Raw genomic sequence first — 13622 nt, forward strand, 5'->3', positions numbered from 1 at the left:
ACAATAAAAAGTTGATTATGGAAATACAATGCTGAATAGCCTGTTAAAAAATAAAAGCCAATCTATACGGACGAAACTGATTGTTACTTTTATTGTCATTGCGCTAGCGCCATTGTGTTTACTGTCGTGGTTTAGTTTACAACATGTTATTGATTCTCTGGAGCAAAGTGCTGAGGTGCAACTAGTTGAATTGAGTAGTATAGGTAAGCAATTTGCTGATATTTGGTTTGCAGATCATATTAAAGATTTGTACCTGTTAAATGATCAACTCAGCCATAAGCAGTTGGATAAACAATCACTAATCAACGAATTTGTTGCGCGCTATGACTTTGTAAATGACATTGATATTATTATTGACCCTCTTAATCGTACTAATTTAGTTAATAATGCTGCATTCTCTGAGTTAGATAGCGAACAGCTAAACGCTATGCTTACCGATTTAGAGCGAGGCGCAGCGAGTGTATTTATCTCAACGCAAGCAAAGCCGCAACGACACTTTGTGGTGTTGTCAGTAACCAATACCCAACAGATATTAAACTCTATTATTTTGGTTGAGGTTAATTTTCAAGGGTTGCTCGAAAACTTAGCTCATGTTCATGAAAATAATGAAGAGTTGACCTTTCATATTATCAAAAGTGGCGTTGTACAAGATGCAACGCACACCTCACTTTCTGAGATGTTAAGTAAGCATTTAGCAAAGTTTGATCATGTCTTTACTTATCATAAAAGTGATAACACCAAGCACTACGCGATACTTACACAATTAAACTTTGCTAGTGCAACTGATTGGCAACTACTGGTGGAAAAGCCTGCGGTGGTTATGCTCAAAGGCGCCACTACTTATAAAAAAGCGGCGATGTTAGTTAATATTATTGCTTTATTAGTCATTCTGGTGCTGTCGTGGTGGTTCGCTCGGCGGCTATCACGGCCACTTATTTCGCTTGCTAGGGCATCGACTGAGATTAGCAATGGTTCGCGAAGCCGCATACCTATTTTAGCGGATAGCAGTGAACTGCAGCAGTTGTCGATTGACCTCGATCATCTGGTTAGTAGTAAATTACAGCAGCAATCAAGGTTGCAAATGCAAAGTGAAGCACTGCAATTAGCACTTAAGCAACTAGCGGAACAAAAAAGCGCACTTGATGAACATGCAATTGTTGCAGTGACCGATATCAAGGGCACGATCACCTTTGTTAATAAGAAATTTTGTGAGATCAGCGGTTACTGCGAAAGTGAATTGTTAGGAAAAAATCACCGTATTTTAAACTCCGGGACTCACCCTAAAGATTTTTTTAAAGGCATGTATAAAACCTTAATCGCAGGCAATGTATGGCATGACCAAATCTGTAATCGAGCAAAAAATGGTGACTTTTATTGGGTCGATACCACCGTAGCGCCTTTTTTAGATGAGCATGGGCAACCGCAAAGTTATATTGCTATACGCACAGACATTACCGCATTGAAATTACAAGAATTTGAACTCGAACAGCATAAAACACAATTGCAATTAGTGCTGGACAGCACTGCAGTAGGGATCTGGGACTGGTATGTAGATACCGGCAAAGCATATTTTAATAACCGCTGGGCGAGTATTATCGGCTATAAATTAGAAGAACTACAACCAACTGATTTTAATACATGGAACAAATATACTCATCCAGATGATCTTGTTACTTCAGGGCAGCTTTTAGAACAGCATTTTGCGGGTGAGAGCGATTATTATGTCTGCGAAGTTCGTATGTTGCATCGTCTCGGACATTGGGTGTGGGTACTGACCACAGGACGTATCGTTGAGCGCAATAGTGATGGCTCTGCAAAACGAATGATAGGTACTCATCTTGATATTACAGAGCGAAAAGAAACAGAAGCACAATTGCAATTGAGTCGCGACCGATTTGTGTCTCTGGTTGGCAATATTCCAGGCATTGTGTATCGATGTAAATACGATGCCCAATGGAGCATGCTCTATCTGAGTGAACAAACAAAAGTTATTACCGGCTATGAACCAAGTGATTTAGTTGATAATCATAAGCTGAGCTTCATTGAATTAATTCACCCGGATGATGTCTCAAGCGTGGCAGAGAAAGTGAGAGTCGATGTTGATGCTCGTCAGCCATGGTCATTAGAATACCGTTTGGTCGCTTCTGACGGCAGTATTCATTGGGTACATGAAAAAGGTCAAGCAGTGTATGATCAGGCTGGCAAAGTATTGTATTTAGATGGTTTTATTCATGATATAACCGAACGTTATCATACTCAATCAACACTTTATCGCCAACAAAGTTTACTTGAAGCAATGAGTAAACAAGGCCAAATTGGTGCCTGGGAAGTGGATTTAGAAGCACAGACTATGTATTGGTCCGATGAAGTCAAAGCAATTCATGAAGTCGCTGATGACTACCAGCCAGTAATAGGGCAAGCTCTTGATTTTTATAAGCAAGGTGAACATCGTGATAAAATTAGCGAACTGTTTGAAGGTGCTGTTCTTAATGGTAACAGCTGGGAAATTGAGTTAATCCTTGTCACAGCGTTAGGCAATGAAAGGTGGGTTAAGTCGATAGGCCAAGTTGAATTTAAAAATGAACGTTGCGTGCGTGTGTATGGTTCATTTCAAAATATTGATACTTATAAACATCTCGAATTAGATAGTAAAAAAGCCAACCAATATAATAAAAACCTAGCGAGTTTAACCGTCTCACCTGAGTTATTGGCAGGTAATTTCGATGTAGTAAAAAATTTAGTGACGCAGTCAATGTGTGAAGTACTTGATGTGCAACGCTCAGCAGTGTGGGTGTTTGATGAAGCTAGCGATGAAATGACGTGCGTGAGTTTATTTATCGATGATCAAGGTTTTGTTGAGCAGCCTTTAGTGCTTAAAGCGAGTGAATTTCCCGCTTATTTCAAAGCAATATTTGCACAAGGTTTAGTGGCAATTAATGATGTTAATAGCCATCCTGCAACCGCCGAATTGATTGACACTTACACAACACCATTAAATATTAATTCGATGCTCGATGCCGTTATATCTACCGGTGAGGGTATATTAGGAGTGCTATGTGCGGAAAGTGTCGGTAGCTATCGCTGTTGGAGCCAAAATGAAGAAACCTATTTACGCTCTTTAGCGACATTAGTGGGCAGCGTGTTAATGTCGCAAAGGCGGAAGCAAACCGCCCAAGAGCTGAAAATTGCATTAGTCAAAGCCAATGCTGCTGCAACAGCAAAAAGTCAATTTTTAGCAACCATGAGTCATGAAATCCGTACCCCAATGAATGGGGTGTTGGGTATGCTTGAGCTGATCGAACTTGAAGCGTTGACCAAGCCGGTGCGAACGAAAGTCGCGATAGCAAAAAATAGCGCGCATTCTTTATTGTCGGTGATCAATGATATTTTAGATTTTTCGAAAGTTGAAGCCGGTAAAATCGAGCTAGAAAGTATCAACTTCAATGTTTGTAATTTACTCGGAGAGGTGGCGGAATCTCAAGCCCTTGCGGCGCAAGATAAAGATATCGAAATCATTATTGATTTAGTGGCTGTGACACCGGTGCAATTTAAAGGCGATCCGGGGCGTATTCGCCAAGTGCTGACCAATTTACTGAGTAACGCTGTTAAGTTTACTGCGCAAGGTGAAGTAGTGATCCGCGCATCAGTAACTCCTATTGAACAACAATATCAGCTCAGTATTAGTGTAAAAGACTCTGGCATCGGAATTGATCTAACCAAGCAAAAAGATTTATTCAGCCCTTTTTCACAAGTTGATGCGTCGACTACGCGCGAATATGGCGGTACTGGCTTAGGTTTAGCAATTTGTATGCAGCTGTGTGAGCTGATGGGCGGAACTGTCACTTTAACCAGCGAAGTTGGCCAAGGCTGTGAATTCACAGCGACGATTATGCTACAAGAGGGGAGCGAAACCGAACGCAGTATACCGACCATAGATCTGACCAAGCTCACTATATTGGTGGTTGATGATAACGAAACCAACCGGATTGTGATAAGCCAACAGCTTGCTCATTGGGGAGCTAAAGTAGAGCTTGCATGTAATGCAAGGCAGGCGCTTGAGCTGTGTGAAAAGCGTATATCTGCTCAACAGAGTTTATATGATATAGCGTTATTAGACATGCAAATGCCAGAAATGGATGGCTTAGCGCTGTGTCGAAAATTAAAAGCTGATGATGATTTTAAAGCTATGCCATTAGTAATGATGACCAGTATTGCGGGGATGGAAGGCGCGCAGCGGTTTAATGATGCTGGATTTCAAGCGTACTTTCCAAAACCGATTACCACTGCTGATTTGATTTCAACAATAGCAGTGATCGCTGATGAACAGTGTTCGACAGACTTACCTTTAGTGACATCAAGTTATATATCCTCACTGCGTAGTGATCAGCATAGAGCAAATAGCCATATTTTATTGGTTGAAGACAATCCGATTAACCAGCAAGTATCTAAACTAATGTTAAGTAAACTGAATTTTACCGTAACGCTAGCGGAGAATGGTCAGCAAGCTCTTGATATTTTAGCGAAAGTACCTGCAGAACACTTTAATTTAGTGCTCATGGACTGCCAAATGCCGGTGATGGATGGATTTGACGCTACTCGCGCAATTCGTGCCGGTGAGGCGGGTGCTAAACATCAACAGATCACGATTATTGCACTCACAGCCAATGCAATGGATGAAGACAAACAGTTGTGTTTAGCATCTGGAATGGATGACTACTTGGCTAAACCGATTCAACTACAAATATTAAAAGATAAACTAGATCAGTATTAAACAATGCAGTAATAAATAAGAGAGCTTATGACAGACCAAAAAACGATTACCTTAAGAGATGCGCAGCCTTCGGATGCTGCTACTATTTTGCATTTTATTACCGAATTGGCAATTTATGAAAAAGAGCCCGATGCAGTTAAAACCGATGAACAGGCGATTTTAAAAACCCTGTTTAGTGAAGGTGCAACAGCGCATAGTTTAATTTGTTTTGAAGGCGATACGCCAATTGGCTTTGCGGTGTACTTTTACAATTACTCGACTTGGCTTGGCAAGAATGGCCTGTACCTTGAAGACTTATATGTTAGCCCAGATAGCCGAGGTAATGGTGCGGGTAAATTGATTATGCAACATTTGGCACGCCAAGCTATCGCAAAAGATTGTGGCCGTTTTGAATGGGTGGTACTTGACTGGAATCAACCTGCGATCGATTTTTACAATAGTATGGGGGCAGAGCCACAAAATGAGTGGATCATTTATCGACTTACAGGACAAGCATTAATTGATTTTGCCGAGAAATAAAAATACGCAAATATAAATAAAAATCATTTGCATTAAGTTGTTTGGCTGTGTAAATTAATCACATCATTTAATTTTGTGCAGGTGATTTTTATGTCACACCCACAGTTTCACAGCAGTAATAAATTGTCTCAGGTTGAGCAAGTATTAAGTCCTTGGCAAGCCAACATTATTGCTGGAAATACAGCGTTTGAACGCGGTGCTTTAATTGAAGCTCGCGATAAATACACGACAGCACACACCCTCGCAGCTCGTTTATTAAGCCAATTTAGCCAAGCAAAAATATGCCAGTCAGTTATTAGCGCAATTGAACATTGCTGCCCCGCATTCGTTGTTGCCGCTCATAATTTAGCGGATACATATCGAGCGATGAATCAAGCAGAGCAAGCGTGTCAGTGCTTGTGTGATGTGCATATAAGTTTAAGTCATTTGCTCCAGCATTCATGCGATACGGTGCGTACAGTGGTTGTGCACCATCATCACAAAACCTACACAGAGTTAGTACGGTTTGCCAAATTGCACAGTCATTCCCCGCAATTAATAGAACAAATCAATCAGACGTTAAGTTACACCCCAGATCAAACTGCCACTGTGCATTGATCACTTATTCTTAATCCGACAAGGAACAATTATGGCGTTTACATTACCCCCATTACCATATGAGTACGATGCGTTAGAGCCACATTTAGATGCTAAAACTATGGAGATCCACCATACTTTGCATCATCAAACATATATCAATAAAGCCAATGCGGCACTTGAAAATACCCAGTATAGCGATACTGATGTACATGAGTTACTCGTAAAGATTGACACGTTGCCAACTGAGCTGCAAAAAGTAGTGCAAGAGCATGGTGGCGGACATGCAAACCATTCATTGTTTTGGACAGTAATGAGCCCCAATGGTGGGGGTCAGCCAAAAGGGAGTTTATTAGATGCGATCATAGAGCAGCTTGGCAGCTTTGATAACTTTAAAGAGGCATTTACAGCAGCAGCTGTTAGTCGCTTCGGCAGTGGCTGGGCGTGGCTAAGTGTTAATAAAGATAACCAGCTTGTGGTGGAAAGTAGTTTAAATCAAGACAGTCCATTAATGCACGGCAACACGCCGATTTTAGGTTTAGATGTGTGGGAGCACGCCTATTATCTGAAATACCAAAACCGCCGCCCGGAGTATATCGCAGCATTTTATAATGTTATTAATTGGGCTGAAGTTGAGCGTCGTTATTTAGCTGCTACCAGTAAATCAATCAGCGAATAAAGGTTGAGTGCCGAAAATGGCTAGTAAACTGTGTTTTTTCACGTACTCTATTAGCAGATGTATAGTTAAGAGCACCTTATGGATACTAGCCATTGGCAACTTGCCAGACAAAGCCGCGACCATCGTTTTGATGGACTCTTTTTCATCGGTGTTAAAAGCACCGGTATTTATTGTCGGCCAATTTGTCCTGCCCCTACTGCAAAAGAGCAAAACGTAGAATACTTTCAATATGCCCATAATGCTGCCCAGGCTGGATTTCGCCCGTGCATTCGTTGTCGCCCAGATAGCGCCCCTGGAAGTAGCGCATGGCAAGGAACAAAAACCACAGCGCTGCGAGCCAAACATCTGATAGACAGTGACTTAACAACACAACAAAGCTGTGAACGGTTAGCTGAGCGACTAGGCGTGAGTAGCCGCTATTTAAGGCAGTTATTTCAGCAACATTTTGGTATCTCAGTAACTCAATATCGGTTATTTAATCAATGCCATTTCGCTAAAAAATTATTACAAGAAACAAGCCTGTCGGTATCCCAAGTTGCTTTTGCAGCGGGCTTTAATAGTATTCGTCGCTTTAATGATGCTTTTTTACAGCAGTTACATATTTGCCCGTCAAAAATGCGTGGTGAGCGTAGTACATCACGTGCGATGTTGACGCTTAAATTACCTTTTCGGCCCCCTTATAATTGGGCTGCGTTACAGCAATTTTTAGCTAAGCGGTTAATTTCACCTCTTGAGTGGCTTGGTGAGACATATTATGGTCGCAGCTTTAAAAACCAGCATTGCCAAGGCCAGTTTACGGCTGAGTTTGTAGAGCACAAACATCATTTTTTAGTCAGCATTGATATTGATCAGCCACGCTTTTTACAGCCTATTTTAAGTGAAATTCGCAGGGTGCTCGATTTAGATGCCGATACTGCGCAAATCGAACAACACCTAACAACTCAACTTCAAGGGGCAATTGTGTTAACCCAAGGGCTGCGGTTACCGGGTATTTGGTCGGTATTTGAGGCTGGTATTCGTGCGGTACTTGGCCAACAAGTCAGTGTGACTGCCGCGCATAACTTAGTGACTCAGCTGGTGGATGAACTGGGCGAACAAGATGGCGAGCGAGTGTATTTTCCAACCCCTGAGGTAGTGGCAAACAGTGAGCTGGCATTTTTTAAAATGCCTCAAGCGAGAAAGAATGCGCTGCGTAATTTAGCGCAATTCTGCGCCGATAACCCTGATTGTCAACAGCTTGATCAATGGCTGCTACTCAAAGGGATTGGACCTTGGACAGTAAACTATGCAAAATTACGCGGCCAAAGTCAGCCCGATATTTTATTAGCAGGAGATTTAGGTGTAAAGAAAGCACAGGCGGGGGCAAAACCATTTAATGATGAGATGTGCGCGCCATTTCGCTCCTATTTAACCTTTCAACTATGGCAGCAGCTAACATGACTATTATTCAAACCCGAATACCCAGCCCAATTGATGAGATTATTATTCAAGGTAACCAACACGGGGTGAGTTATGTGGGCTTTTATCCAGTTATAGAGTGCTCAGAAACCCCATTTTCAGAGGTTGAGCAGCCACATATTTTAAATTGTGCTGCGCAGCTTAATGACTACTTTACAGGCAAGCGAACAACCTTTGATGTCACTCTAGCTACCCATGGTACTGCTTTTCAACAAGCGGTATGGCAAGCGCTCACCGCGGTGCCATTTGGACAAACACAGAGTTATTCAGATATTGCTCATGCACTCAATAATCCAAAGGCAGTTCGCGCAGTGGGGGCTGCTAATGGTAAAAACCCAATCAGTATTATTGTGCCGTGTCACCGTATTATTGGTGCCAACGGTAAATTGACCGGCTATGCGGGTGGGCTAGAGCGCAAGCAGTGGTTACTTGAGCACGAAGGGCTGATTTAATCTTCAAAAAAGGGTCAATAGACTCCAGGAATTAGTTTTAGCACGGGTAAAAAAGGTGATGTTCAATCAAGATTAAGGTAGCATTAGCGCACTTTTTTCAGGGTAGGCATTTTCATGGCTCAGCTGTACTTTTATTATTCTGCAATGAACGCAGGTAAATCTACCACGCTTTTACAATCGGCATTTAACTATCGCGAACGCGGCATGGAGCCTGTTATTTTAACGGCTGCATTGGATGATCGTGCCGGTGTTGGTAAGGTATCTTCTCGAATTGGTTTACAAGCTGATGCACATATTTTTGATGCTGACAAAGATGTTTTTGAACTGATCAAACAGCTTAATAGTGAACAAAAACGTCACTGTGTGCTGGTGGATGAATGTCAATTTTTATCACGTCAGCAAGTAATGCAACTGACCGATGTGGTGGATGAATTAGGCATTCCGGTGTTGTGCTATGGCTTGCGTAATGACTTTAGAGGCGAGTTATTTAGCGGCTCGCAGTACTTACTGGCGTGGGCTGATAAACTGGTTGAACTTAAAACGGTGTGTCATTGCGGTCGCAAAGCGAACCATGTATTGCGTACGGATGAGCAAGGCAAAGCGATTGCCGATGGTAATCAAGTGGAAATTGGCGGCAACGACCGTTATGTGTCGGTGTGCCGCAAACACTATAAAGCTGCGTTAAACATGCAGCGCCGAAGTTAACGCTGCTATAAATTGATCAATATCGGCTCGAGTGATCTGTAAGTGAGTTACTAAACGCAAAGTTTTGCTTGGGCTGAATACTATCCCTTGTCCTTTTAGTTGCTGCGCAATGGCATTAATATCAACATTATCAGCAACATTTGCATAGACCATATTGGTTGTATCGCGCGACAAGTCAACGTTAAAGCCTTCAATGGCACTGAGCTGCTGCGCTAAGTAACGCGCATTGCTGTGATCGTCGGCTAAACGACTAACATTGTGCTCAAGTGCATAGTGGCCAGCGGCTGCCAGCATACCAGCTTGGCGCATAGCGCCGCCAAGTACTTTACGCCAACGCCTTGCTTTATTGATCAGTTCAACAGAGCCAAGTAGTAATGAGCCTACTGGTGCGCCTAAGCCTTTTGATAAGCAAATAGACACGGAGTCAAAGTGTTTGGTTATCTCGGTAATATCTACCTTAAGCGCAACCGCAGCGTTATAAACGCGAGCACCATCCAAATGCAGTGCTAATTGATGGCTGTGAGTGAACTCACGCGCTTGGGCTAAATAACTTAATGGCAGCACTTTACCGCCAATGGTGTTTTCTAAACTGAGTAAGCGGGTATTAGCAAAGTGAAAGTCTTTGGGTTTGATAGCGGCGCGTATTTTGTCAAAGCAGAGGCTGCCATCATTTTCATTCTCGATAGGTTGCGGTTGGATTGATCCAAGCACTGCCGCGCCACCGCCTTCAAATTTATAATTGTGTGCATTTTGCCCACAAATATATTCATCACCACGTTCGCAATGAGCCATTAACGCTAATAAGTTTGCTTGGGTGCCGGAGCTACAAAACAATGCACTGGCAAAGCCATGACGCTGTGCTGCAACGCTTTCTAATTTATTAATACTGGGATCATCACCATATACATCATCACCTAAAGGGGCGTTGAACATAATTTCGCGCATTTTAGCGCAGGGCTTAGTGACAGTATCAGAACGAAAATCAATCATGATATCTCCGGTTGTGTAAATTGCTGGCTGATCTCTTGGCGAGTTTGTTGATCAAAATAACTCCACGCAATAAAGCGACTCACTTTTTGCCCTTGCGCCATTTCAATGATTTTAACTTCAGCCACAGGGTGTGTTTTTAATTGTGCTTGTAACGTGGCTAAGTTTTCTTTTTTTGAAACTAAAGAGGTAAACCACATACACTGCTCAGCAAATAGGGCACTTTCATCGATCATGGTACAAATGAATTGCGCTTCGCCACCTTCACACCAAAGCTCATTATGTTGCCCGCCAAAATTTAAAGACGATTTAGGGGCTTTGCCTAAGTTTTTCCATTTCCGCTCGCTACTTTGAGCTGCTTGTTGTTCACTGGCATGAAAAGGAGGGTTACACAATGTAATATGAAAAAGCTCTTTTGCATTTATTACCCCCTGAAAAATATGCTGCGACTGCTTTTGTAGCTTGACGGTAATTTTGCGATTATTAAATTGTACGATTTGTTTGGCTAATTTTACAGCGCTCGGATCTATATCTGAGCCTGTGACGCTCCAGTTATATTCATGGCTTGCTAGTAACGGGTAAATTATGTTCGCACCAGTACCTATATCCAGCACTTTAACTTGTCTGCCTTGAGGTATAACGCCTTGATTATCGTTTGCTAGTAAATCGGCTAAGTAGTGAATGTAATCAACGCGTCCTGGAATCGGTGGGCAAAGGTTGTGTTCAGGTATATCCCAAAAATCAACGTTATAGTACGCTTGCAAAAGTGCTTGATTAAGCGTTTTTACTGCTTTGTTATCACTAAAATCAATACTTTTAGTACCATTGGGAGTAAGCACGATATATGGTTTTAAAGTGGGCACTTTAATACTTAGGTAGTCTAAATCATAGCCTTTGTTATGGCGATTTCGAGGGTGTAGTTTTGATTTTAATGGTGTTGATTTCATAACAAATAATTAGCTTAACAAACAAAAAAGTTATTTTACCAGAGAAACACATTGACGTGTGATCTTGTTTAAATTACTGGTAGGATGAGTTGCGGTTCATAACAATGACAACAAGGAACTGAAATGGCGATCGTACAAGAATCAGTATTTATTAAACTAACTGAGCTACAAACATTACATTTGCGCCGCATAGCAGATAACAGCAAAGCCGCTGGGCCAGCTGTGTTGTTTATGCATGGTGCTGTTGAAAACGGTAAAATATTTTATACGCATTTAAATAAGGGGTTAGCACCTTTTTTAGCTGAGCAAGGATATGTGTGTTATGTGGCTGATCTACGAGGTCGTGGTGACAGCAAACCGGCTATCTCAAAGCATGCTCACTATGGCCAAACCGAAGCTATTATTGAAGATATTCCCGCTTTTATTGCTAAAATTACCGAGCGTGAAGGTAGACCACCAGCGTATTGGGTAGCCCATTCCTGGGGTGGTGTATTAATGAACAGTGTGTTTGCGCGTTTCCCACAGTATATCAATGATGTAAAAGCATGTGCTTACTTTGGTACTAAACGCTCGCTTTATAATCATCATCCACAAAAATACCTTCAAGGAAATTTGATTTGGTATTTTTTAGCGCCAATACTGGCTAAAAAACATGGTTATTTACCCGCCAAAAGACTCAAGTGGGGCAGTGATGATGAAACTAAAAAGTCGCATTATCAAAGTATGCAATGGGCTAAACGTAAACCATGGTTAGATAGCGACGACGGGTTTGATTACGCGCAAGCTGTGGCTGGCTTAAGTTTGCCACCGACCTTACACATAGGGGGGGTGAAAGACAAAGCGCTTGCACAACAAATTGATATTGAAAAATTTATTGCCGAGTCAGGTACTGGTATTCAACACCTGCAAATGTACGGGAAAAAACACGGCCATCAATATGATTACGATCATATTAATATGTTAACGCACGCTAGTGCTAAAGCAGATCAATTTAAGGATCTAGTGACGTGGTTTGAGCGTCATTCAGCAACGCCCTGAGTGGCGTTTCAAAACGTTTCCAGTGTTCTATTGCACGGTTATGTAGCGGTTTTCGTACAGCTGCTTTGCTAAGCGTGGTAACTGGTTTTTTTGATTTATAAAAGTCTAAACATTGTGCTTCAAATGCGGTACCTAAAAATGTAAATACGCTTTTTAACGTATCGCGCGGCTCGCTGATCAGTTGCTCATAATGAACATCTAAGATAGCCGAAGGTATTGCTTGTTGCCAATGCGTCATCAAACCTTGGTATAAATCATAGTAACGTTTAAATTCAGGTAATGAGCAAAAATAAGGTTCATTTTCTGCAAAGTAATTACTATAAACGGACCAAGCTGTGGCATTAAAATCGCGCTGCAAGTTAATAAACTTAGCATTTGGAAACAATAAATAGATAAGCCCTAACGATTGATAATTAGCGGGCAATTTGTTGATCATGAACGCGCGAATAGGTTTTGCTTGTTTTAACCGTGCGGTATAAAGAGCCCGCGCTTGCTCAATCAGTTGCGGTGTTAGTGCGCTGATACATTCAGGGTAGGACAACTTGGTTTGTTGTTCTATGAATGCAACAACTTGCGAGCTAATACAGCGATCTTCCCCAAGGCTTGCAAATTCACTATGTGAAGCTAACATTTGTTCTAATAATGTTGAGCCACTGCGTGGCATGCCAATAATAAAAACGGGCGTAACAGTACCAGTAAATCCAGGCTTGATAGTGGCAAATAAACTTTTTGGGTTATAACGTATAATACTTTGATAAAACGGCGTTAATTGTTCAGTGTTGAAGCTACTCAATTGCAGCTGCAATTTATTGGCTAGTTTATAATAATTTACAGCTTGTTCTATATCATTGAGTTGATCATAACTTTTTGCCAAGGCGTAATAACAAACCATTTTTAAACGTAAATTATTGGTTTGTGTGAGTAAATGATGCAAGTTACTGATGTAGTTATGCTGTTGATCAAAGCGGCCAAGTTGTACCAGTTCAAATAAAATATAAGCAGTGACCGGATATAAACCAATACTTAGTGCTTGTGCAAAGGTGGTATGTGCTTTATCTAATTCGCCATGGGTTAAATAATGTTGTGCGAGATAATAGTGTGGCTCTGGGTTATGACTAGCAATGCTTTTTGCATACTCCAGTACGGTTAATGCATCATTTGGCGAATTAACGCCATTAAATGCATCCGCTAACGCGTGCAGTGGCTCCAACATATTAGGTAGACGTTCACAGCTTCTTTGTAATAAATAAACTGCAGCATCAAAGCGCTCTAAGCGCAGGGCAATACGGCCCAAACCAAATAGCGCTTCGCCATTTTGGGGATCACTTTCAAGCAAGGTTTTATAGTGAAACTCCGCTTCTTGGAGTTTGTTTTCGGCAAGTAGTTGGTTAGCTTTTTTTAGCAACATACATCACTTTTTTTATTTTTTAATTACTATATTTATTATTTGGGTATAGCACGAAAAAGGCGAAATGTCTTGAGCATTTCGC

Annotated in this window: 11 protein-coding genes; 8 read left to right on the forward strand and 3 right to left on the reverse strand. The window is 41.6% G+C overall.

What is annotated here, in order from left to right; translation table 11 throughout:
• Positions 1-28: 28 nt before the first annotated feature.
• From H5180_RS15165 to H5180_RS15195, 7 genes are all read left to right on the forward strand, one after another.
• Positions 29-4771 carry a PAS domain-containing protein gene (locus H5180_RS15165; RefSeq protein WP_182758505.1) on the forward strand — a complete coding sequence of 1581 codons (4743 nt, stop codon included), beginning with the start codon at positions 29-31 and terminating at the stop codon, positions 4769-4771.
• 27 nt (positions 4772-4798) lie between these two features.
• Complete coding sequence (locus tag H5180_RS15170; RefSeq protein WP_149980086.1) at positions 4799-5290, forward strand: GNAT family N-acetyltransferase; 492 nt, start codon at positions 4799-4801, stop codon at positions 5288-5290.
• A gap of 90 nt (positions 5291-5380) precedes the next feature.
• Entirely contained in the window at positions 5381-5887 is a 507-nt protein-coding gene (locus H5180_RS15175; protein ID WP_182758507.1) for a hypothetical protein, read from the forward strand.
• Positions 5888-5918: 31 nt separating this feature from the next.
• Positions 5919-6545, forward strand: a complete 627-nt coding sequence (locus H5180_RS15180; protein WP_145236217.1) for a superoxide dismutase — start codon at positions 5919-5921, stop codon at positions 6543-6545.
• Between the two features lie 78 nt (positions 6546-6623).
• Complete coding sequence (locus H5180_RS15185; RefSeq protein ID WP_182758508.1) at positions 6624-7985, forward strand: DNA-3-methyladenine glycosylase 2 family protein; 1362 nt, start codon at positions 6624-6626, stop codon at positions 7983-7985.
• On the forward strand, positions 7982-8455 hold the full coding sequence (locus tag H5180_RS15190) for a methylated-DNA--[protein]-cysteine S-methyltransferase (RefSeq protein ID WP_145236211.1): 474 nt from the start codon (positions 7982-7984) through the stop codon (positions 8453-8455). Before H5180_RS15185 ends, H5180_RS15190 begins: the two co-directional genes overlap by 4 nt.
• 114 nt (positions 8456-8569) lie before the next feature.
• A complete protein-coding gene (locus H5180_RS15195) occupies positions 8570-9160 on the forward strand; it encodes a thymidine kinase (RefSeq protein ID WP_145236208.1) in 591 nt (196 codons plus the stop codon).
• Here H5180_RS15195 and ltaE read toward each other — a convergent pair.
• Both ltaE and rlmF read right to left on the reverse strand, forming a co-directional pair.
• Positions 9137-10150, reverse strand: a complete 1014-nt coding sequence (gene ltaE, locus H5180_RS15200) for a low-specificity L-threonine aldolase (protein WP_145236205.1) — start codon at positions 10148-10150, stop codon at positions 9137-9139. The two genes, H5180_RS15195 and ltaE, sit on opposite strands and share 24 nt — an antisense overlap.
• Positions 10147-11094, reverse strand: coding sequence for a 23S rRNA (adenine(1618)-N(6))-methyltransferase RlmF (rlmF, locus tag H5180_RS15205; protein WP_182758509.1), 948 nt, complete (start codon positions 11092-11094; stop codon positions 10147-10149). The genes ltaE and rlmF overlap by 4 nt, the downstream gene beginning before the upstream one ends.
• Before the next feature lie 123 nt (positions 11095-11217).
• Here rlmF and H5180_RS15210 point away from each other — a divergent pair, with 123 nt between their 5' ends.
• Positions 11218-12132, forward strand: coding sequence for an alpha/beta hydrolase (locus H5180_RS15210; protein WP_182758511.1), 915 nt, complete (start codon positions 11218-11220; stop codon positions 12130-12132).
• On the opposite strand, the gene H5180_RS15215 is transcribed toward H5180_RS15210, so the two are convergent.
• Positions 12086-13540, reverse strand: a complete 1455-nt coding sequence (locus H5180_RS15215) for a sulfotransferase (RefSeq protein WP_182734085.1) — start codon at positions 13538-13540, stop codon at positions 12086-12088. The two genes, H5180_RS15210 and H5180_RS15215, sit on opposite strands and share 47 nt — an antisense overlap.
• Positions 13541-13622: the final 82 nt, after the last annotated feature.

The organism is Pseudoalteromonas sp. SR41-4 (assembly GCF_014163985.1).
GTDB lineage: Bacteria > Pseudomonadota > Gammaproteobacteria > Enterobacterales > Alteromonadaceae > Pseudoalteromonas > Pseudoalteromonas rhizosphaerae.